This is a genomic window from Ruegeria sp. AP11 (assembly GCF_056535865.1).
In genome coordinates this window covers 455,377-478,124 of the sequence record NZ_JBQFJB010000002.1, presented here as the reverse complement: position 1 = coordinate 478,124, position 22,748 = coordinate 455,377, and the positions used below count along the sequence as shown (strand labels likewise).

Sequence of the window (22,748 nt, the reverse complement as noted above, 5' to 3'; positions counted from 1 at the left end):
GCCATATCCTGATCGAGGAAAGAGAGGAGCCATCATGAAAGATACGATCGACAACACCATCGCCTACTACGACCCCGACACCTGTGATCTGGGAGAGTTCACGGCACTCATAAATCAGGCGACACGCAGCGAGCAGGTGCCACATGCGGCCGCAATTGAAAGAAATATACCGATTTACGACATGGCGAACCTGCGTTCGGCGCTCGACGATGACCGCACCCGACGCGGGATTATGACGGAATGGGCACAGGTCCTGCGCTCCGGAGCCGGCGTCGTGGCTTTGAAGGGAGCCTATGCCGATACGGCGGTTCTCGATAAGGCAACCCGCATCTACGAAGACATTATCGCGAAAGAGAAGCAGGGCACTGGGGGCGCAGGCGATCATTTTGCTGCTTCGGGAGCGAACGATCGGATCTGGAACTCGCTTCAAAAGCTCTGTGAAGCCTCACCCGAGGAGTTTCTGAACTACTTCGCAAACACGTCTATCGCGGCAGTTTGCGAAGCTTGGCTGGGGCCGAGTTATCAGATGACATCGCAGGTAAACCTCGTGCATCCCGGTGGAGCAGCTCAGCAGGCTCATCGCGACTATCACCTCGGATTTCAAACCGCAGACGTCAGCGCGTCTTATCCTGCGCATGTCCACGACATCTCGCCAATTCTGACGCTTCAGGGCGCTGTTGCACATTGTGACATGCCTTTGGAAAGCGGACCGACCAAACTGCTACCCTTCTCGCAAGCCTATCGTCCGGGTTATGCCGCATGGCGCCGGGACGACTTTCGTGCGCTTTTCGAAGACCGCCATGTGCAACTGCCATTGGCCAAAGGGGATGCGGTTTTCTTCTCGCCCGCGTTGTTTCACGCGGCGGGTGCGAACACGAGCCATGACATTCATCGCTTCGTAAACCTTCTGCAGGTGTCATCGGCCTTCGGTCGCGCAATGGAGACAGTTGACCGGGATAAGATGTGCAAGCTCCTGTATCCACACGCGGTTCGGGCCAAACAGGAAGGCGCGCTCAATGCAGCTGAGCTATCCGCCGCAATTGCCGCGACTGCCGAAGGATACTCGTTCCCGACCAACCTTGATCGCGATCCGCCGACAAACGGCCTCGCTCCAGAAACCCAAGCCGCCTTCTTTCGGCGCGCATTGGCTGAGGGGATCGGGGAGCATGACTTCGCCGACCGGCTCGATCAGATGGGTCAAGCACGCCGAGCTTAGGACCGTCGAGCAAGGCAACAAAACTTAAAAGCCGTAGTTGTCTTCACAATCTGCCTTTACTCGTATCGAGCTCCTTGCCAACGCTGTGGCCGGTGGGGTGTAGATGCATACCACGAGGACGGCCCATTCCTGCCGTTCGACCCTGGTCACCTTCGCTGCGGTGCAGCCCTTCAAAGCTGCCTTTCACTGCGGTTGCACAAATACGGTGTCTGGGAAAGTCGTCAGCGCGGCTCCAAAAAGGACCGTAATCACGAGAGCGATTTCGTCAGAAGCACCCAACGCTCGGTATCTGTTTCCCAATCTTCTTTCAGACACGGGGCTTGAGCGACCTCTTTGTATCCCTTTCGTTCATACAGACGCCGCGCGCCGATGTTGTCTTCGGCCACGATGACGCTCATCCTGGTTAAGCCCTCGGCCCGAGCGATTTCGTCCGCCAAATCCAGCAAGCGTGACCCATAGCCCTGACCGCGGTGTTCGGGATAGCACGCCAGAACATTCACATACCAGCTTTCGAGCGCTTGGTTCTCCAATTCCTGCAATGGCCGAAACAGAGCCGGGAAATCCTCGCCTATCTCCATCGGTGCCGCCCCGATCTTGTAGCCGGTCAAGCTCGCAACCGCTCCACTTCCGAGATCCACCACGACAATCTGACCGTCACACGCCTTTTCGGCCTGTCGTGCGCGGCCGATTTCCCAAGGATCTTGGCCATCTTCCGCAAGACTCGTCCGGATGTAATAAGGTAGCCCCTCTCCCGCATAATTCACGAGATCAGTGAGCTGAGATGCACCCGACTCCGTGGCCAGTCGCAGCGGTGGTTTCATCTCAATCATTCATTCCTCCAGGGGTTGGGTCATGACGTTGGCCCGTGTACCCGAACCAGTGTAACGGTTCTAACGCGTTCGACATAAGCGCCTCGGCACTAAGCTGCCACTGACCTTTCGCGGATCTTGTTCCTATGCAGAACGAGGTCAGACCCGCATAGAAAGCTCATTCCCTACAAGAGAATCTCACATATACTCCGATCATGATCGATCGGATAAATCTGAAAGTTCTGGGTAATTTTGAGGTATCTTCCAAAAATCGTATCCTGACGCCGACCTCGAAAAAGGCCCAGGCGCTATTGGGCTATCTGGCAATAGAGCGGAACACTCCTCACAACCGTGACCACTTGGCGGATCTCCTTTGGGGCAATCTGGGCGATGAGCGCGCGCGCCACAATTTGCGACAAGCTCTGTCAAGCATTCGGCAGTCTTGCGGGCCTGTAATAGTTACTGACGGGGATCTGGTTGCGCTCGACTGGCAAGACTGCGCTTCTGACATCGCGGAATTTCTATCGGGGGCGATCAGCAATGACCAATTTAAGCTGGCAGCCTGCCTGAAGCTTTATGAGGGAGACCTTCTGGAAAATATCCAGGTGCGATCACCTGCTTTTGAAGACTGGCTGCGCGACACCCGTATGCAAATCCGTACCCACGCCTGCTCTGCCATTGGTCATTTGGCTGATCTGCTCGTGCAGCAAGGGAGTTGGGAAGCGGCTGAGGATGCCTTTCGGAAGCGGCTCCAGATGGACGCTCTGTGTGAGTCCGCTCACCGAGGGCTTATGTCGCTGTTGGCACGGACCAATCGCCGGACGGACGCTTTGAGACAATTCCAGTTGTGCGAAGAAACCCTCGACCGTGAACTCGGTGTTGAGCCCGAAACAGAAACAAAAGTGCTGCTTCAACAGATCAGGGATGGGCTGTTGAACGCAGGGCAAGACGAGGTCGTTGAATTGCACCTTGGCCTGGACAATTCGTCGGCCCCTGTAGTTGCTGTACTGCCTTTCGACAACCTGTCCGGGGAAGTAAACCTTTATTTTGCCGACGGCATCACCGAGGATCTCACAACCGCACTTTCCCGGTTCCACGATCTTCAGGTGATTTCGCGCGGCTCGTCCTTTGCCTATCGTGGCAACGATGTTCCCGAAGCCGAGATGGCTACCGCGTTGGGCGCGCATTATCTTGTACGCGGCAGCGTTCGCCGATCCGATACTATCGCACGGATTACTGTTCAGCTTACGGATTGCGAGCGGAGTCTTACTGTCTGGGCCGAAACATATGACCGACCGCTGAAAGATGTGTTCGAATTGCAGAATGAAATTGTTTCAACTTTGGTAGTCACGCTGGTTGGCCGTGTTGAAACTGCGCGCCTGAAACAGGTGCGATCGGTGCCCGTCGAAAGACTGGATGCCTACGACATCCTTTTGCGCGGAAAATATCACCACCATTTGTTCACTGCCAAAGATTGTCAGGCCTGCATTGAATGTTTTGATCTGGCAATAAAGCGTGATCCGAATTACGCGATTGCCCATGCTTGGCTGGCCTGCGGATACGGTCAGGCCATGGTTCACAACCTGGGTGATGTGCCCGAACTCGTTGATCTTGCAGAAGCTGCTGCCGAACGAGGGCTTGAGCTCGACGAGGATGAAAGCGAATGCCACCGGGTTCTGGCTCAAGTGAGCCTGTCTCGTGGCAACTTACAACGCGCGCTCTGGCATCAGCGGCGGGCACTGTTTCTGAATCCCAATGACGATCGGTCAATCTGTGCGATGGGCGAGTTGCTGACCTTTGCCGGTGACGCTGAAGAAGGCGAGAGATGGGTTCGGCAGTCCTTGAAACTGAACCCTTACCATCCCCAGCGGTATTGGAGCCACCTTGCCCGCGCACTGGTTCACCAGGGTCTCTATGCCGACGCTCTCGACGTTCTTCAACAGATCGCTCGTCCGCGTATCGACGATCTGGTTTACACCATTGTCGCCAGCACGAATGTTGCGGATCAAGATACTCGACAAAGAGCTTTGGATGCCCTTCACCGAACTTCACCTGAATTCGATGTCCAGGCATTTACGGACACCCTACCCTACGAACGTGTTGAGGATCGGGCCTTGATCCTCAACACGCTTCGGATGGCGCTGCCTTAGCTATTTCGACTTACGCCGCCTGAACGGTTTTGCGCCTTAACAGATGCTCGGTCAGGTATTCAGCGTCCCGGCCAACACCATCCACGATGTTCGACCCTTTGGTCCTTTGGAACCGCATTCCCAGAACATACAGCCCGCCTACCGGGGTGATACCGTTCTCGTGCAAGATCTCACCATGCGAATCCAGCACAGGTATCCGAAGCCACGGATATCGGCGCACATAACCAGTCGCCCATACGATGGTGCGGATTTTCTCGGCATCCAGGTTCAAGGATTGGGGTGCTGCGGGAATGTCGATTGGACGAATAGCACCTGGTTTATCCATAGGTGCCTGGATTTCATTGGCGGCAATGAAGCCGTCAATTTTTTCAAGTAACTGGAACATTTGATTGTCTGCTTTTCCAATTGTTTCGCCCAGGTCCGGTGCAAATTGCATAGTCCGGCCACTGATACCTGTCGCGTGACCAACCAGGCGGCCCCCCTGGCCTTGCAGAACACCAATGTCCAGATCGTGATTGTCCAACGAACCGACCAACTGAGGTGGGGGCATGCCACGCTCGTCAGCCGGGCTGGCTTCGGCGGCAAAGGCACCGATTCTGTCCATCCAGTAAAGGATGTCCCGGCCGCGGTAACGACGGGGCACGCGGATATGTGTGCCAACGGCCAGAGTGACTTCATGCACTGCATTCAAAAGCTCTTCACCAATTTGCAAGCCGGTTGCTGACGCCCCAACGATCAGGACGCCTCCTTCGGAGATTTGCGCTGGATTGCGATATTCGGCCGGGACAATTTGAGTGATATCCTGCGGCACATCCGAAGCAAATTCCGGAACACGTGGCAAATCGCAAAATCCAGTGGCTAACACAAGGTTAGTCGCCACCCAGATACCTCTGTTCGTGGTCACTACAAACCGACCATCCGATCGCTTTTGGACGTCTTTCACCGTGGTGCCGGTTTCGACCGGTGCATCATAGGACTCGGCATATGCTTCGAGGTGGCCAATGAACTCGGACATTGTCATGAATCCATCCGGGTCAGTCCCAGTGTATTGCCAATGCGGCAGGCGGCTGTGCCAGTTCGGCGTCAACATACGCAAGGAGTCCCAACGTTCGCTCCTCCATCGTTCAGCAATCTGTCCCCGCTCCAGAATGACATGATCTACGCTGTGTTCGGCCAGACATCGTCCCATGGACAGGCCCGCTGTTCCACCACCGATAATTACTGTGTTTACGTGTTTCATCGCTCCAATCTCCTGCAAAATTTTTCAGTTGATGGGAGGCAGCATCGACGCCTGCTGTCAGCGGATCGTCCACCCGTCGGCAAATCAGCGTCTATTCTCCGTCAAAAATTCGATTTCTAAATCAAAGCCCCAGGGATTCAGTTGGGAAGGTTCAAGAAACCGGTTCCCTCGAATGGTTCTGATGGAATGGACATTCAAGGACGGCTCAGAGCCGACTTTGCGCACTTCGTCGGATTTCCGCAGTCGCAGCCCGCTTAACGGTCGTTCGCCGCGTATGCAAAATTTGGAGATGACCAAACTCACCGTCTGCGGGACAAAGCTGCTGACAAGTCAGTTTGTCGGGATGTGTGACAACGGCCCAATGCAGCCGTTCGACCTTGATCACCGTCGCCGCCATGCGGCCCGTCAAAGGAGACATTCGCTGCACGGGCGAAGATGGAAGACAGACGCAGGTCCGAAGCGCGGACTTTGCAGCCATCCGCATTTATACTCCAAAGGACCGCTGCCAGCCCATTCCTGCCGTTCGTCGCGGAAGCGCAGCTTATTCACCAATCCGGCCATTCGCCGCGGCTGCACGATCGAGATGATATATTACTCAGCCTTTCACAATTGCCTGAGAGCAGGCGGCCGACACTGCGAACTCGACCCGGAAGGACTTAAAACATTGGATCGCTATACGTCTTTCATCGCTGGCAAGATGAGGATATGCCGGTCTCCAACCAAGGCAGCGGCATTTCGGAAAAGTATCGCTGCCCTGCTATCTCAACGCCGAGAACAATAGAACCAGAGAGCAGATGACATCCAGTTCCAGTGATAGAGTGCGACCCGTCGTACCCGGGCCGAAACAAGGAGATGCGGACGCACTGCCACCGGTTCAGGAAGCCGATGGCAAAGTTGACTATTCTGTTTCCAATGGCCTTGCGGCCCGATTGAACGCTCTTGGGGTGTCGCTCGTCATTTCTTCCTACCAATCCAACCTTCTGTATCTGTTGGGTGTTAAACCGGATGGGGGGATCAACATCCATCAGATGGGGTTTACCCGCCCCATGGGGTTACACCGGCATGGTCCGCATGGGCTGTCTCTGGCTGCCGATGATCAAATCCTGAATCTGCAGAATGTGCTGGAGCCGCAAGAGCGGATGAATGGCCTGTTCGACGCGGCCTTCATGCCGCGACAAAGCGCGTATACCGGACAGCTGGATATGCACGACCTTGGGATCGACGCAGAGGGCCGGGCCATATTCGTCAACACCCGCTACAACTGTCTGGCCATGCCCGATGCGCGCCACAGTTTTCGCGAGGTCTGGCGACCTCCCTTTATCTCAGCGCTGGTGGATGAGGACCGTTGCCACCTGAACGGACTGGCGATGCAGGATGGCAGGCCGCGCTATGTCACAGCGATTAGCCGGTCGGATACGATTGACGGCTGGCGCGATCGGCGCGCCGATGGCGGGATCGTGATGGATGTGGAAAAACGGGCGATCGTGTGTGAAGGGCTATCGATGCCCCATTCCCCGCGTCTGCATGAGGGGCAGCTTTGGGTGCTGAACTCGGGAACGGGTGATCTCGGCTGGATTGAATTTGGCCATGATGACGGCCCAGGACGATTTGTGCCGCATGTGTTCTGCCCGGGGTTCGCTCGCGGGCTGGTGATCCATGGCCGTTATGCCTTTGTTGGCTTGTCCAAGCCGCGATACAAGCGGTTCGAAGGACTTGTGTTGGAAGAGAGGCTCAAGGCCGCCGACAGCACGCCGTGGTGCGGCGTTCAGGTGATCGACCTTGAAACCAGAACCTGTGTTGATTGGTTCCGGATAGATGGTGCCGTGTCCGAGCTTTATGATTTGGAATTACTGCCCGGCCATCTGTGCCCGATGGCGGTTCCGCCGGGCACATCAGAGGCGGCCACGCTGATCACTTTGCCGAAACCGGCCTAGAGAAGAATACCAAGAATTCACCACAATCTCGCCGTACCGGCACCACGCCGTTCCTCAAAGGAACGAATAAGAAAAGAATTGCGTCACGAGGCACAAAGCGCATGAAGCGAGCAGAGAAAAAGGCATCTTGACCCCAGCACATCAATGGCCTGCTGCGGGGCGGCCGGATGACGAAATTCAAAGGCCAGGCTGCAAGTTTTGCACCGGCTATGGCCAGTGTCTGTTCGGGCATATCCGCCTTTGCCCTGGGAGCTATCCTCAACCTGATCGGCACAACGGCGCAGGCGGGCAGTTGTGCCTTCGTAAGTGTGGGTGTTTTTGAATGTTCGGGAGCGGTCAATTCCGCAACCGACACAGGTCAGACTTTCAACAGTGCGGGTGATCTGACCGTGACGACGCAGGCTGGGTTCGGCCTGGATTCTTCGGGAAATGGTCTGAGCCTCAGAGGTAACAGCATCACCTTTACCGACAGCAATATGTCGTCCATCAGTGGAGGGCCCGGGCAGGGAATAAATGCGCGTTCTTACGGACCACTTTCAATCACGTCCACCGGAACCATATCCGGCGGGCTCGATGGGATCGATGCCTATAACAGAGGCGGCGGCGCGCTGGCGATCTCGGTTGTGAATGCCAGCGGCGGCGTTCGTGAGGGTATCTTTGCCTATAACACCGGGACCGATCTGACGGTCACCTCTACCGGAACTGTTACCGGGGGGTTGAGAGGAATTGGTGCGCTCAATCTGGGCAGCGGAGCACTGACAATCTCGGCGGCGAGTGCCAGCGGAAGCGATGTTGGCATTGGAGTCTACAACTCCGCCGCCGGGACCGACATGACGATCACCACCTCCGGGCCGGTGCAGGGCCGAACCGGGATAAGCGCCCAGAGCCTCGGCAGCGGTGCACTGACGATTTCGACTTCGGACACCACGACGGGATCAGGCAACGGAATCGCGGCATCGACCGGCGGCGCAGGTACCTCCCTGTCGATAAGCGCCAACGGGGCGGTGTCTGGCGGGCTGAACGGTATGGTCGCCACCAACAATGGGAGCGGTGCACTGACAATCTCGGCGACGGATGTGACGGGAACTGCGGCCAACGGGATCTTCGCTCAGAATTCCGGTAATGGTACGACCCTCTCGATCACCACCACTGGGGCGGTGCAAGGTGGCGCGGCCGGGATCAGCACGAACAATCAAGGCTCGGGCACGTCCACCCTGCGCGTCTCAGGGAGTGTTACGGGGGGAACCGGAGCCGGGATCGAAACGTCGTCCGGAGCCGGTCGATTGAGTGTGATCGACCTGCAGAGCGGTGCATCGGTCTCCTCGGCAAGTGGTGATGCAATCACGAATAACGAGGGTGACAGCCAAGTCATGCTGCGCGCGGGATCAGCCGTTGCCGGTGCGGTGCGCCTGAGTGACGGTATGGATCAGGTGACCGTGGAAGGCGGTGCCGATCTGAGTGCCGCGACGCTGATTGATGGCGGTGACGGTGTGCTCGACAACCTAACCTTCGACGGATTTTCCGGTACCTTTGATACCCTCACATTCGCCAACTGGGAAACGCTGAATGCCGACAATGGCAGTGACCTGACCCTGAACAAAGCGGCGGCAGGATTTGCCGCGCTGAACATCCGCAACGGGTCCGCCGTGACCGTTGCAAATGCGGGCTTCTCCATGGGCGGCGACCTAACTGTCGATCCGACAGGCCGGTTTCTTGTGGCGACCGGCGGTGCTGGCAATATTGCGATTTCCGGCAATGCCTTCAACAATGGACTGATTTCTTTGGCAGATGGGCATAGTGGTGACCGTTTGATCGTGGGAGGTAATTTGTCGGGTGCTGGCACGATCGCGCTGGATGTCAATCTAGCCACTGGTGAGAACGATCAACTTCAGGTGACGGGCAACAGCGCTGGAGCGACACAAGGGTTGAGGGTCGACAAATCCGGCAGCGGAGACGGCGCAATGCGGGTGTTTACTCTGGTTACTGTCGGCGGTGCCAGCACGGGCAGCGATTTCCAGATCGTGAACGCTGACTTCGTGACCAACGGCGGACAGCAGGCAATCAGTGATGGCCAGGTCGCCTATGTACTTGAATACGACGCCGCCACCGGTGAGTTTTTCCTGTCCCCCTTCGACAATTCCGGCGGGATCAACACAAACCCCGGCGGAGATTTCCTTGCAGGGGCAGTACAACAGTTCAGTGACCATATCCGGCTGGACGGCGCACTGCGCCGCCTTCTGGGACGAAGCAATCCATCGGAGGCGACAGGTGCCAACACGGTCAGCCGTGCCCTAAGCGATCTCAGTACAACCGATACCCCGCTGTTCTGGTTCGAGGCCAAGGGCGGGCGCGACAGCTACACCAGCGGGGACCGTGACGTTGATACAAGCGGCGGCGGTGTGCGAATTGGCGCTGGCCTGCCGCTGGCAGAAATTGGCAGCGGGCGGATATTCGGAGGGTTGGAATTCGGCGCGGCAAACCTGTCAACGACAGTGGCTACCCCGCTAGCCACAGGTGATGTTGAAACCGATGCCTATGATCTGACGTTAAGTGTGCTCTGGGTGGGTGACAGTCGGGCATATGTCGACACACAGCTGCGCTATGCCTATTTTGACAGCGCGACCCGCGCGACAGGCGGCGCTGCGCAGGACACAGATGGCAATGGGTATGGTTTTTCCATCGAAGTCGGCAAGGCATTCACGTTGCAAAACGGGTTGAACCTTATCCCTCAGGCACAATTTATTTACAGCGACATTGATATAGACAGTTTCGCCGATCCTACGGGCGGCGGCTTGGCCGGGTCGCTGGCTGACGGAGACACGCTGACTGCACGTCTCGGACTGCGCGCAGAGTATGAACTTGGAATCCAAAGTCTTATCTATGGGCAGCTCGATTACTACCATGCGTTCGACAACAGTACGGGCGTGAGTTTCGGGCAGAACACAATTTTGACGGTACGCAACAAGGATACAGCCGCGTTAACACTTGGCGGTCAGATCGCAGTTGCGAACAAAACCACGCTCTATGGCGAAGTGTCTGGCACGAGCAGTTTCGGTGGCGATTCCAACGACAATGGCTTCACCGGGACACTTGGTTTCGAGATCAGTTTTTGAAACCCTCCAGCCCACCACTAAACCAGAGCAGACATTGGTATCTGGTGCCGCACAACAATGGTGGGCCCGTTTCGCCCAGATGAGGACGGCCCAGAGCTGCCATTCAGCCACTCAATAATTGCTGCTGCGTGGCCCTCTAAACCGGCCATTCGCTGCGGGTGCAAATACTTGAACGCTATGAACGTATATTGCTCAGTTATGGCCGCTACGGTTATCGCCGGATCGCGGCTTTGCTGAGAGATGCGGACTGGCAGGTGAATGACAAGCGCGTCGAAAGGCTTTGGCGTCGGGAGGGGCTGAAAGTGCCAATGAAACAACCAAAGAAGGGGCGGCTCTGGTTAAATGATGGATCGTGTGTTCGGCTGCGGCCGGAACATCGAAACCACGTCTGGAGCTATGACTTCGTGCATTGTCGAACGGATGACGGAAAGGCATTCCGCACGCTCAACGTCATCGATGAGTACAGCCGGGAGTGATTGGCGATCCGAGTGGACCGAAAGCTGAACTCAAGCGATGTCATCGACGTGCTGAGTGACCTGTTCATCATGCGCGGTGTGCCAAGCTACATTCGCTCCGACAATGGCCCTGAGTTCATTGCCGTGGCGGTGCAAGACTGGATCAATGCAGTTGGAGCAAAGACCGCATACATCGAGCCAGGCAGCCCATGGGAGAACGGTTACTGTGAAAGCTTCAACGCGCGGTTCAGAGATGAGTTCCTGAATGGAGAAATCTTCTACAGTCTAAGAGAAGCGCAGATTTTGATCGAAGAATGGAGGAAACACTACAACACTAAAGCCCCCACAGTGCTCTGGGATATTAACCAACGGCCCCGGAAGCCATCGTTCAAATGGACCAAAGGCCAGTCATGCACTAACAATCAAATTGGACCACACAAGTGGGGCTGATCACCTTGCATGTCACCTCACATTTTCTGGGAAGATAACAACGAGGAACCTGCAAAATGACCCATCAATAAAGCCTAGCTGAAATTGAACCATCCATTGAACATCGGGGCCGCTGTTCTACCCGACCTGACGGCACACTCTGTCCAGCGTCGCAACAACGTCCTCGCCGCGATAGTTGTAGGGGGATCGATGACTGGGCAGCATCTGGAAAAGGTGTCGACTAGCCCCGACTTGTCGATGTAGATTTCTGCGCCTTTCAGGTCACCCCAATAGGGTGACAATGCTTGTATCATATAGAACAGGTAGCTTTTCAGCAGCTACGCTGGCAACAAAACCTCTCATTGCAAATCATCCTATTTGGACCCGCAAGCGATGACGTTAGTCAGTTTTGACGCGAGTGAGCTCAGAGCTGACGACTATCTTATCACGTGAACAGCACACTGCGCATGTCTGACTACGCGCGCGGCAGTTGATCCCAGCAGGTAGTCCTGCAGGCCGGGCTGATGGCTTGCGACAATGATGCAGTCGACATCCTTTGAGGCTGCATAGTCAAGAATACCGCGGCCGGCGTGGCCTTCGACGACTTCGATCGCGGCATCAGGCATATCCCCAAGCAGAGGCTTCAACTTCTCGCTGATCGCAGCCTTGGCGATTTCGAAATGGTTCTCGGGCAGCAAGTCACTGGTGTATTGTGGCAGGTGCTCGACCACGTGCAGCAGGGTCACGGTGCCGTTTTCCTGGCTCAGCGCCCGTGCAACACGGATCGACTGCGCCACGCCGCGGTCTGCGTCAAAGGAAACGGGGACAAGAATATTCCGATACATCAGTGTAACTCCGAAAAAAGCAACGACCAGAGACCGCGCGCTGCGCGCACTCTGGTCGTTGAAGTATGACCTACAGCATATTCGAGGAGAGTGGCTGCATGGTCGGGGAAGGTCATGTCACGCGGCCACGAACATGTCTTTGTACTGGTCGCGCAGGATGTTCTTTTGAACTTTACCCATGGTATTGCGGGGCAGTTCATCCAGCAGGATCAGTTTGCGGGGGTGCTTGAACCGCGCCAGACTGCTGCGCACGGCCTCCATCATTGCGTCCAGATCGGGGGATTGGCCGGGCTCGGCTACAATCACGCCCACAACGGTTTCGCCGAAATCCGGATGGGGTACACCAACTACGGCGCTTTCCAGTACGCCGGGCTGATCATCCAGCACCAATTCGATTTCCTTGGGATAGATGTTGTAACCACCCGAGATGATAAGGTCTTTGTTGCGACCAACGATATGGACATATCCGTCCTCGTCGATGCGCCCCAGATCGCCTGTGATGAAGAACCCGTCCTCCCGCAGTTCGGCGGCGGTTTTTTCCGGCATCTGCCAGTAGCCCTTGAACACGTTGGGCCCGCGCACCTCGATCTCGCCAATGTCGCCCTGTGGCAGCGCGTTGCCGTCGGAATCGCAGATTTTCAACTCGACCCCCGGCAGTGGCATACCCACGGTTCCGGCGCGGCGGTCGCCCTCGTAGGGGTTCGAGGTGTTCATGTTGGTCTCGGTCATGCCATAGCGTTCCAGAATCCGATGGCCGGTGCGCTCTTCGAACTGCACATGGGTCTCTGCCAGCAACGGGGCCGAGCCCGAGACGAACAGGCGCATATGCGCGGCCAGATCCTTGGTGAACCGGTCATCGTCCAGCAGGCGGGTATAGAAGGTCGGTACGCCCATCATGCAGGTTGCGCCCGGCATCCGCCCGATGATCTCATCCAGATCGAATTTGGGCATGAAAACGATGCTGCTGCCCGCAGCCAGCGTGACGTTGGTCGCCACGAACAGTCCGTGAGTGTGAAAGATCGGCAGCGCGTGCAGCAGCACGTCGTCGGATGTGAAACGCCATTCCTTGACCAGCGTTTGTGCATTCGACAACAGGTTGTTCTGGGTCAGCATCGCGCCTTTGGATCGGCCCGTGGTACCCGAAGTGTAAAGGAACGCCGCAAGATCTTCGCCGTCGCGCTCGACGGTGTCAAAGCTGGCGGGCATGGCTGCGGCCTGATCCATCAGGCTGCCGCTGCCATCAGCGTTCAGGGTTTCAACCTTGGCACCCAGCTGCGCGCCCACAGGGGCCAGCTTGTCTTCGCTCCGGCTGTCGCAGACGATCAGCGCGGCGCCGCTGTTTTCGATGAAATAGGTCAGCTCATCCACCGTATAGGCGGTGTTGAGGGGCAGGAACACCAGACCGGCCTGCGCGCAAGCAGCATAAAGCGCAAGCGCCTCGGGTGATTTCTCGATCTGCGCCGCAACGCGGTCACCGGGTTTCAGGCCCAGTTGTGTCGCCACGTGAGCGATCTGTGCAGCGGTGCTCAGAAAATCCTGGTGCGAAATCACCGAACCGTCGAGCAACTGCAAAAAGGGTGTGTCTTTACCGGCATGAGCGCCGAACAAACCGTCATAGAGAGGATTGGCCATAAGGGTTACCTTTCCTGTGTCGATGTGAGTGAGGCCGACGCCGCAAGCGACTTGGCCTCGGACGAGGCGATGACCTCGCGGGTATTGGCGAATTGCTCGTGGTTCTGAGCTACGCGGCCAAGGTCATAGAGATAGTTGACCATGGTGCCACCGGACTGCGCCCGGCCTTTGTCCGATGTATCGGCATCGGCATGAACCGCATAAACCAGCGCGCCGTTGCCCAGATGGAACCGGGCCACCGGGTCGAATGGCATGTTGCCCCGGCCCTTGGCGTTCAGCAGGTAATGCGCCGCCAGAGCTTTCATCTGATCGGGCTTTTCGACGTCCCATTCGATGTCTTCCTGCGTCAGCCACTTGGTCAGGCCCGGAATGGGCGACAGGGTGACAAAGGTCTTCAGCCCCGACAGCTCTGCCGCCAGATCCGAGGCCACCTGCTTGATCAGAGAGTTGCCGAACGAAATGCTGGCCAGCCCGGCCTGACAGTTCGAGATCGAATAGAACACAGCCGTATCCGCCTGATCCTGCGGCAGCGGATCACGGTCTTCGGCCAACAGTGCCTGAACCGAGCCCGGGATACCCTGGTTCAGCGCCACTTCGACAAAGATCAGCGGCTCATCGGGCATCGAGGGGTGGAAGAAGGCAAAGCAGCGCCGGTCGGTGGGCTCCAGCCTGCGGCGCAGGTCATCCCAGCTATCGATGGCATGGACCGCTTCATAGGCGATGATCTTTTCCAGAATATGTGCCGGGCTTTCCCAGCTGATCGGGCGCAGCACCAGAAAGCCGCGGTTGAACCAGCTGGCGAACAGGTGCCGGAAATCCAGGTCCAGCGCCTGCAGTTCCGGTTCCTTGCCGCCCAGCCGCAGCAGATCGGCGCGCATCTGCACCAACGCGCCGGTCGCACCGGGCACCCGATTCAGACGGCGGATCATTTCCTGCCGGGCCGGTTCCACCGCAGCCGCAAAGCTGCGATAGGTCGCTTTCGAGGGATCACGCTCGTATGCGTCCAGCGACGACCGCACCGCCTCGGGGTCGATATTCATGGCCGAGGCGAGGTAGCGGAAGAACTCCAGCTTTTCATCGTCGTCCAGAGTGTCGAACCGGGTCAGGATTTCCTCCGCCAGTGCCAGCCCCGAGGTCTCGCCCGCTGACCCGACCAGCGCATCGGCCAGTTCGGTCAGCGGTCGGCCGTCGAGAGCCGCCGCGCCCGAGCGGCGATAGCGCCGCTCGAACACGGTGGACAGAAGATCCGCCAGCAGGGTCATACTGCTGCTCCCATCACCAGGTCAGGCAACCAGGTGGCCAGACCGGGGAACAGGCACAGCAGGACAATCGCGATCACCATGCAGGCCACGAAGGGGAGAGAGCCTGTCAGAATGGTCTTCAGCGAGATGTCGGGCGCGATGCCGTTGATCACATAGAGGTTCAGGCCGACAGGAGGCGAGATCAGACCAATCTCCATGTTGATGGTCAGCACAACCGCGAACCAGATCGGATCGAAGCCAGCGGTGGTGATGATCGGCAGCAGGATCGGTGCCGCCATCAGGATCACCGCAACCGGCGGCAGGAAGAACCCGGCGATCAGCAGGAACACGTTGACCGCGCCCATCAGAACCCAGCGGTTCACGTCCAGCGTACCGATCCACTCGGCTATAGCCTGCGTGATGAACAGCGAGCTGAGCATGTACGAGAACACACCGGCGGCTGCGATGATGAACAGGATCATCACGCTTTCCTTGGTGCTGTCGCGCAGCACGACCCAGATGTCCTTGGGGTTCCACAGCTTGTAGATGATCATCGCGATCAGCAGACACAGCAGGGCACCAACAGCGGCAGTTTCCGACGGCGTGGCGATGCCGCCATACATGGCATAAAGCACACCCAGAATGATGCCGAGGAAGGGCAGCACGCGGGGCAGGATCTCGAACCGTTCGGCCCAGGTATAGCTGCCCGAACCCAGACGGGTCGCATCACCGGAATTCCAGGTCGAATACAGCGACCAGGCCATGAACAGACCCACCAGCATCAGACCCGGGATCACACCGGCCAGGAACAGACGACCGATCGAGGTTTCGGTGGCGATGCCGTAGACGATCATGGTGACCGACGGCGGGATCAGGATGCCCAGCGTACCGCCTGCGGCGATCGAACCGGCAGCAACACCGTCGGGATAGCCACGCTTGCGCATCTCGGGGATGCCCATCTTGCCGATAGCGGCACAGGTGGCGGGCGACGAACCCGACATGGCGGCAAACAGCGCGCAGGCACCAAGGTTCGAGACAACCAGACCGCCCGGAATGCGGGTCAACCAGCGTTCAAGTGCTTCGTAGAGGTCGGCCCCGGCCCTTGTCGAGGCGATTGATGAACCCATGATGATGAACATCGGGATCGATAGAAGGGCAAAGTTATCAAGCTTGCCGAACAGAATCTCCGGCATCAGTTCCAGTGAACGGGGGCCGTCGAAGATGATCAGGAACCCGGCCGAAACGATCAGCAGACCGATGGCGACCGATACGCCCGAGAACAGAACAAGAATGGTGGCGATGGCGACGATAGCGCCGAGCAGAAGGGGATCCATCGGCCTTACTCCAGACCAAAGGGTTTATCGATGCCGAGCAGGACGGCGACGAGGTCGGCGATCAGCTGCAACAGCAGCAGGCCAAAGCCAACCGGGATGGCAAGATAGGGAATCCACAGGCGCACGCCCCAAACGGTGTCGGATTTCCAGCCGCGCTCCCACGCGAAATGCCAGTATTCGTAACCGTAGAACAGCATGATCGAGACGATGATGATGGACAGAACCGAAGTCAGGATCGCCATGAAGAACCGGGCGCGCGGCGCCAGCGAGATCGGGATCAGGTCCACGTTTACGTGACCACGCAGGCGCTGCACGTAAGGCAAACCAACCAGGGTGGCGGCGATGACCAGATAGATGACCGCTTCGGTCTGCCAGATGGTTGAACCATTCAGGACAAAGCGCACGATAATCATCTGGCAGGTGATGGCGACAGCGGCAACGATCATGCCTGCGGAACACCAGCCCGCCAGAGATGAAAGTGCGGCAACAAAGCGAAGGAAAGGATTGTTCCCGGTATGGGAAGCAACGGCAGAGCTATGACCAGCCATTTGCGCCTCCTGTGATTGAGATGCAATTAAGTCTGAAGATCAGAGAAATCAGAACGGGGATCAGGTGCCGGGCGGCGGCTAGGCCGCCCGTTAAGAGGGGGTCACTCGACCGCCAGAGCCTTGTCCAGCAGGTCCTGCCCGTCCGGAACCTCTTCCACGAAGGCTTTGTAGGAGGTTTCCATCGCCAGCGCGCGCCAGGCTTCGAAGTCTTCTGCGCTCATCTCGGCGATTTCAACACCGGCCTCTTCAAAGACCTTGGCCGAGTTGGCGTCCTGTTTCTTGGCTTCTTCCAGATAGAAGGCCTGCGCCTTTTCCGATGCGGCCAGCAGTGCGGCTTGCTGATCTTCGTTCAGCCCGTCGAAGGTGGATTTGTTCATCAGCAGCGGCTGATACATGAACCACAGCGCCACATCGCCCGCAGGGGTATAGCAGGCAACCTGCTCGTAGATGCGGTAGCTGACAAAGGACGAGGACGACGTGTTGGCCGCCTGCAGAACACCGGTCTGCATCGCGTTGTAGATTTCCGATGACGCCATCGATGCGATCGAAGCATCGGCACCGGCCAGCATCTGCTCGAACGACTTGCCCGCCGCGCGGGTCTGCAGGCCAGCAACGTCATCCGGGTTGGTGATGCACTTGTCCTTGCCGGCAAAGCCACCGGCCAGATAGCCGTGGACCAGAACCATCACGTCATCGTCGGCCATCTTTGTCTCGAGCGCTTCCATGAAGGGCGAGTCGGCCAGACGGGCGGCGTGATCGTGGTTTTTTACCAGACCGGGCATCAGGGTCAGGTTATAGGCAGGCTGCTGACCACCGGCATAGGACAGCGGCAGAACTGTCATATCCAGCTGACCACGGCTGAGCGGCTTGTACTGCTCGCGCGGTTTGAACAGCGACTTCGAGCCGAAAATCTTGATTTCCAGATCGACATCGGCAGCGGCGACCTCATCGGCGACCATCTGGGCGACCTGATGGCGGATGTCCTTGTTCGACCACTGATGCGACAAACGCAGTTCTTCTGCGGATGCCAGAGTACCTGCGGATGCAAGTGCAGCGGCAGCTACGGCTGTCTTGAGAATGGCTTTCATAATTTCCTCCCTGTTTCGACCCGGGCTGACCGGGGATAATGAAAATCATAAGGGCGTAATGTTTTTTTAGTCAAGTTTTTTGTATACAAGATTTGATTTCTTGAATTTTGATCAATTAGTGCGTAAACAATAATGTCATGGACCAACGCCTTGCCGATACCATCGCACAGGAACTGGAAGAGCTGATCTTTGACGGCACTTTTCCGGATGGGGATCGTCTGGACGAAGTCAGATTGGCGGAGCAGTTTGGCGTTTCCAGAACCCCACTTCGGGAAGCATTTCAGAGGCTTGCCTTATCGGGTCTGGTCGACCTCATCCCGCGTCGCGGAGCCTTTGTCCGGCAGCCCGGACCTGTTGAGCTGATGGAGATGTTCGAAGTCATGGCCGAACTCGAAGCCGTTTGCGGCCGACTGGCGGCTTTGCGCATTTCTCACGACGCGCTGAAGGACCTGACTGACGCCAACACCAGATGCCAGATGGCGGTCGATGCCGGTGATACGGATGCCTATTACCTCGAAAACGAACGGTTTCACCGAATCATATACAATCAGTCCGGCAATTCATTTCTGGAACAAGAAGCCTCCAAGCTGCACAGGCGGCTCAAACCTTTCCGACGGCAACAGCTTCGGTTTCGCGGTCGCATGGCCCAGTCAATGTCTGAGCATGAAAAAATCGTGCAGGCCCTTGAAAGTGGCGAACCCGAGGAAACGGCAAATGCACTGCGCGCCCATGTCACCGTGCAGGGGGAGAAATTCCACTACCTGATGGCTTCGTTGAAACAGACGTCAGAGTAATACACACCCCTACCCCACCTGTGGCGCAGTTGAAGTCAAAATCCGCTATAGCCTGACCTCGATTTACAACACCAGTTCAGGTGTGACTGCGCTACGCATCGGACGGTTGACCGAAATCCCGCGATGCCTGAAGCTTGCGATCAAACCGCCCCGGACCAATCCAGGCATTCAGGGGCGGAATCGTCAGCCGGGCTGAGCGGGAGGGGAAATGCAACTGTCTGACCAAGACACCAGCAACTTGAAGCCAGATATACCTATAGAGACGCGGCGGAACTGGCAAAGCATTGTCGACCTCATTGCAAATCTGGCTGATGTTCCCGCCAGCCTTGTAATGATAACCAACGCGCCAGAGCATTCGGTATATCTGCGCAACCCATCCGACACACACCCATATAAAGAGGGCCTTACATTTACGCTCAACGAAAAGCTCTATTGCGATTCCGTTATCCGAAACGGAGAGCTTGTCGTCGAAGACGCCTGCGCTGACCCCCGATGGGCCGACAATGACGATCTGGAACACGGGATGAGTTTTTACATTGGGTATCCGTTGCGGTGGCCCGATCAGTCGATCTTCGGAACGATCTGTGTGCTGGATCGTCGCAAGAACCCGCGTGCGCTGAAGTTTCGCCGGGGTCTGGAAGAATTCGCACGCGTTATCGAGGCGGACCTGTCTCTTCTGGTCGAGATCGAACGGCGCAAGCAACTTGAGAAGGCGCTGAAGGACACGCTCGAGAATACAGAGCGGCGCGTCTTGAACAGAACTCGGGACCTCGAGGAATCCAACGCTGCGTTGAAGGTCCTGTTGCGCCGGGTTGAACGATCGCGCGATGAATATGACGCGCATTTTGTGGCCCAGATCAAGGGTATGGTACTGCCTGCTTTGACGAAATTGCGTGCGAGGGTTGAAGATGACCCGACGGCCAAAAGCTATGTGCAAATGGTTGAAACCAATCTGGGCCAGATTACAGCAGACATGTCCGGACATTTGCTAACAGTGTTCGAGCAACTGACGCCTTCGGAGCAGGATGTCGCGCAGCTGATCATTCAAGGGCATTCAACCAAGGATATTGCGCGCGTGCTGTCGCGGGGGTACAGCACGATTGAATTTCATCGCAACAACATTCGGGACAAGTTGGGGTTGCGGAAATCGGGTAAAAACCTTCGAACCGAACTGATGGCGTTGCGCTAATTACCATGGGGTAAACCCCCATGTTTTACCCATGGTTTTCCAATGCTCGGGAATTCCGTTCCAATGCTAGCCTTTTTGCGAACACCAAAAATGGTGTCGGCAAGGGAGGACTCCATGGACAAAAAAGAAGACCTGAACCTGCAACCTACGCTCAAGAACGGAAATACAGACGATCTGGCCCCTGGCTTGTCGCGTCGTTCGTTCTTTATGGCAGCTGGTGCAGCCGGTGTCGGTGGCGCGGCAAGCCTGCTCAGCACAACGTCAGCCAAGGCGCAGTCGACGGACTGGACGCAGCCGGGCAACAACAACCATGTCATTGACCTGCAATCGACCACCGGTCGGGCGGTGGACGGTGCCGTTGGCGTTGATTTCTACGGGCATTGCGCCATCAAGATCACCTCGCCCGGGGGCGCGACCGTGCTGTTCGATCCTTGGCGCGACGATCCGTCGGGAGCCTGGGGCCTGTGGTTCAAGAACGAGTTCCCGGAAACTCCGGTAGACATCTGCATGTCCACTCACACGCATTTTGATCACGACGCCATTCATCGGCCTGTCTCGACAATGGTCCTGGATCGCATGGTTGGCAATTTCGAGTTTGCGGATCTGAAGATCACGGGCTTTGCAGACAAGCATGTCTGCCGTGCCCCTGGTTGGTATGACTGGACCAACGCCTTGGGCGAATTCGGCGTAAATGCCTGCCCACCGGACAATGTCAGCCACATGGACATGGTCGTTTATCTTGTCGAGACCGGTGGAATTCGCACCTTGATCTGGGGCGACAACCGGCACAATCCCCCGCAGGAATTCTGGGACGCAATCGGGCGTGTGGACGTGTTGACCTTACCTGTGGACGGGTCACAGCACATTCTCGACTACCAGCAGGGCAACGACATCGTCGAGCGGCTCAATCCCAACATCGTCATCCCCACTCATTATCTGAGTGAGACTACGTCCTATACGCTCACAACGCTTCAGGATGCAGATGAATGGGTTAAAGCTCAGCAGAGTTACAAGATGCTTGACAGTGCATCGCTGCAACTCGAAGCTGGTGAAGTAAAGGGAATGTCCAAGGAGTTTCTCTACTTCGGAAACCATGCACAGACCACCTAAGCAAACAAACGGCCTGAACCGTGCCATCGCCGATGGAGGCTACGGTTCTGGCCAGAACGAGCCCGCCGTGACGGACCGGAACGACGGGCTTGATCGGGCAGTCACACAGCGCTCGACCGCGACGATCTTGAATACGATTACCGTAGATCGCCTAAAGCCACTTGGCGTTCGCGATCAGATTCACGCGGGCATCGCCGATCTGATCGCGAACGGCTATCTACGCAAGAACGTGAAACTACCCTCTTGCCGGGCGCTGGCCCGTGACCTCAATGTATCCATCAATTCCGTGCTGGGCGCGTATTCCAAGCTCATGGATGACGGGGCGATCCTGTCCAAGCCGAAATCGGGTTATTTCGTCGCCCTTGAAGTCAACCGCATGGAGCCGCCGAGCTCGGCCAAGGACGATGTTAAATCGCCCAACATAGTAGAACGCATAACACGCCGCCGTCTGCCATCGACTGCGGGATGTATCTCGCGCCCCTCGGACTGGCCGAATTATACCTATCCCTTCGTCTGCAACCAAATCGCGTCCAGTAAATTTCCCCTGTCGGAATGGCGAGAATGTACACGATTGGCGCTGAATTCCCGCGATCTCAGCCGTTGGACCAGCGACAACGAATATCTCGATTGCGAGACGTTTCTGGAACAGATCTGTTCCCGGCTATTGCCCATGCGGGGCATCTCAGCCCAGCCTGAAAACGTTCTTGTTACAATGGGTGCGCAACAGGCCATCTTCGTCGTAGCCACACTATTGCGTGGTTTTGGCCGCGTCGTGGCCATGGAGGACCCGGGCTATACCGACGCCCGCAACATCTTTGAACAAACCTTTGACGAGGTCCGCTATATTCCCGTCGACCGCGAAGGGCTGGTTGTCGACGAACGGCTCGCCGGATGTGACCTTGTATTTGTGACCCCCAGCCGACAACTGCCGACAGTCCTGTCGATGTCGGCGCGCCGACGGGCGCAGCTTCTCGAAAGCGCGGAACGAGAGGACTTTCTGATTATCGAAGACGACTACGAAGGCGATATGGACTTCAACTCCAAAAGCCTTCCCCCGCTCTACAGCGGTCATGCGCGGGGGCGCGTCATCTATACCGGCAGCCTGTCCAAAAGCCTCGCCCCGGGGTTGCGGTTGGGTTATCTGGTGGCTCAGGAAGAACTGGTGCGTGAAGCGCGCGCCATGCGTGGCATGATGATCAGGCACCCGCCCCACATCCTGCAACACACCGCGTCGCTTTTCCTGCGCTTTGGCTATCACGAGGGGCTTCGCTCGCGGCTGCATGAAACGTTCAGTCAGCGATGGTCTGTGGCATCGGCGCTAATCAATGACCTGTTTCCGGATTTCGAAGTCCGGCAGGAATTCGGCAGCACAAATTTCTTCTTCCGCAGTCGCGAGGGGCGGAAAGCAGCGCGTATCGCGGAATTTGCGCGCGGAAAAGGTGTGGTGATCGAGCCCTCAGAGCCTTGTTTTTCCACCGCACCCGGCGGCGATACAACTTTCAGATTGGGGGTTGCAGCAGTCGGAACCAACCTGATCGAACCCGGTCTGAAGGAACTGCGACAAGCAATTGATGCCGAGAAACTGAGCCAACGCCAGATCGATCCCTGACAACATCAAAAA

At 57.1% G+C, this 22,748-nt stretch carries 16 protein-coding genes and 1 pseudogene; 9 read left to right on the top strand and 8 right to left on the bottom strand.

Annotated features, from left to right (window positions below):
* Positions 1-34 precede the first annotated feature (34 nt).
* Positions 35-1,216 (top strand): phytanoyl-CoA dioxygenase family protein, encoded by a 1,182-nt coding sequence (locus tag ACR3E4_RS20100; RefSeq protein ID WP_480531048.1) that lies wholly within the window; start codon positions 35-37, stop codon positions 1,214-1,216.
* Positions 1,217-1,464: 248 nt separating this feature from the next.
* Here ACR3E4_RS20100 and ACR3E4_RS20095 read toward each other — a convergent pair whose 3' ends face one another.
* A complete protein-coding gene (locus tag ACR3E4_RS20095) occupies positions 1,465-2,046 on the bottom strand; it encodes a GNAT family N-acetyltransferase (protein WP_480531046.1) in 582 nt (193 codons plus the stop codon).
* A gap of 194 nt (positions 2,047-2,240) precedes the next feature.
* Between ACR3E4_RS20095 and ACR3E4_RS20090 the strand changes: the two genes are divergently transcribed.
* A complete protein-coding gene (locus ACR3E4_RS20090) occupies positions 2,241-4,175 on the top strand; it encodes a BTAD domain-containing putative transcriptional regulator (RefSeq protein ID WP_480531044.1) in 1,935 nt (644 codons plus the stop codon).
* A 10-nt stretch (positions 4,176-4,185) separates the two neighbouring features.
* On the opposite strand, the gene ACR3E4_RS20085 is transcribed toward ACR3E4_RS20090, so the two are convergent.
* Positions 4,186-5,415 carry an NAD(P)-binding domain-containing protein gene (locus ACR3E4_RS20085; RefSeq protein WP_480531042.1) on the bottom strand — a complete coding sequence of 410 codons (1,230 nt, stop codon included), beginning with the start codon at positions 5,413-5,415 and terminating at the stop codon, positions 4,186-4,188.
* A gap of 818 nt (positions 5,416-6,233) precedes the next feature.
* On the opposite strand from ACR3E4_RS20085, the gene ACR3E4_RS20080 reads away from it, so the two are divergent.
* The 3 genes and pseudogenes from ACR3E4_RS20080 to ACR3E4_RS20070 form a co-directional block, all read left to right on the top strand.
* Positions 6,234-7,349 carry a TIGR03032 family protein gene (locus tag ACR3E4_RS20080; protein ID WP_480567182.1) on the top strand — a complete coding sequence of 372 codons (1,116 nt, stop codon included), beginning with the start codon at positions 6,234-6,236 and terminating at the stop codon, positions 7,347-7,349.
* A 167-nt stretch (positions 7,350-7,516) separates the two neighbouring features.
* Positions 7,517-10,462: an autotransporter outer membrane beta-barrel domain-containing protein gene (locus ACR3E4_RS20075; protein ID WP_480531038.1), complete on the top strand. Its 2,946-nt coding sequence runs from the start codon at positions 7,517-7,519 to the stop codon at positions 10,460-10,462.
* Between the two features lie 197 nt (positions 10,463-10,659).
* A pseudogene (locus tag ACR3E4_RS20070) lies at positions 10,660-11,282 on the top strand (IS3 family transposase); the annotation flags it as partial.
* A gap of 501 nt (positions 11,283-11,783) precedes the next feature.
* On the opposite strand, the gene ACR3E4_RS20065 reads toward ACR3E4_RS20070, so the two are convergent.
* The 6 genes from ACR3E4_RS20065 to dctP form a co-directional block, all read right to left on the bottom strand.
* Positions 11,784-12,191, bottom strand: a complete 408-nt coding sequence (locus tag ACR3E4_RS20065) for a universal stress protein (protein WP_480531036.1) — start codon at positions 12,189-12,191, stop codon at positions 11,784-11,786.
* 117 nt (positions 12,192-12,308) lie between these two features.
* Positions 12,309-13,823 (bottom strand): malonate--CoA ligase, encoded by a 1,515-nt coding sequence (locus tag ACR3E4_RS20060; RefSeq protein ID WP_480531034.1) that lies wholly within the window; start codon positions 13,821-13,823, stop codon positions 12,309-12,311.
* Between the two features lie 5 nt (positions 13,824-13,828).
* The gene (locus ACR3E4_RS20055) at positions 13,829-15,085 is read right to left on the bottom strand and encodes a malonyl-CoA decarboxylase (protein WP_480531032.1); all 1,257 of its coding nucleotides are present in this window, start codon (positions 15,083-15,085) and stop codon (positions 13,829-13,831) included.
* Positions 15,082-16,398 carry a TRAP transporter large permease gene (locus tag ACR3E4_RS20050; protein ID WP_480531030.1) on the bottom strand — a complete coding sequence of 439 codons (1,317 nt, stop codon included), beginning with the start codon at positions 16,396-16,398 and terminating at the stop codon, positions 15,082-15,084. The genes ACR3E4_RS20055 and ACR3E4_RS20050 overlap by 4 nt, the downstream gene beginning before the upstream one ends.
* A gap of 5 nt (positions 16,399-16,403) precedes the next feature.
* A complete protein-coding gene (locus ACR3E4_RS20045) occupies positions 16,404-16,946 on the bottom strand; it encodes a TRAP transporter small permease (RefSeq protein ID WP_480531028.1) in 543 nt (180 codons plus the stop codon).
* A 101-nt stretch (positions 16,947-17,047) separates the two neighbouring features.
* Entirely contained in the window at positions 17,048-18,034 is a 987-nt protein-coding gene (gene dctP, locus ACR3E4_RS20040) for a TRAP transporter substrate-binding protein DctP (protein ID WP_480531026.1), read from the bottom strand.
* Between the two features lie 137 nt (positions 18,035-18,171).
* On the opposite strand from dctP, the gene ACR3E4_RS20035 reads away from it, so the two are divergent.
* From ACR3E4_RS20035 to ACR3E4_RS20020, 4 genes are all read left to right on the top strand, one after another.
* Positions 18,172-18,828: a GntR family transcriptional regulator gene (locus ACR3E4_RS20035; RefSeq protein WP_480531024.1), complete on the top strand. Its 657-nt coding sequence runs from the start codon at positions 18,172-18,174 to the stop codon at positions 18,826-18,828.
* A 208-nt stretch (positions 18,829-19,036) separates the two neighbouring features.
* On the top strand, positions 19,037-20,017 hold the full coding sequence (locus ACR3E4_RS20030; protein ID WP_480531022.1) for a LuxR C-terminal-related transcriptional regulator: 981 nt from the start codon (positions 19,037-19,039) through the stop codon (positions 20,015-20,017).
* Between the two features lie 114 nt (positions 20,018-20,131).
* Entirely contained in the window at positions 20,132-21,127 is a 996-nt protein-coding gene (locus ACR3E4_RS20025; RefSeq protein ID WP_480531020.1) for an MBL fold metallo-hydrolase, read from the top strand.
* Positions 21,111-22,736 carry an aminotransferase-like domain-containing protein gene (locus ACR3E4_RS20020; RefSeq protein WP_480531018.1) on the top strand — a complete coding sequence of 542 codons (1,626 nt, stop codon included), beginning with the start codon at positions 21,111-21,113 and terminating at the stop codon, positions 22,734-22,736. The genes ACR3E4_RS20025 and ACR3E4_RS20020 overlap by 17 nt, the downstream gene beginning before the upstream one ends.
* The last annotated feature ends 12 nt before the right edge of the window (positions 22,737-22,748 follow it).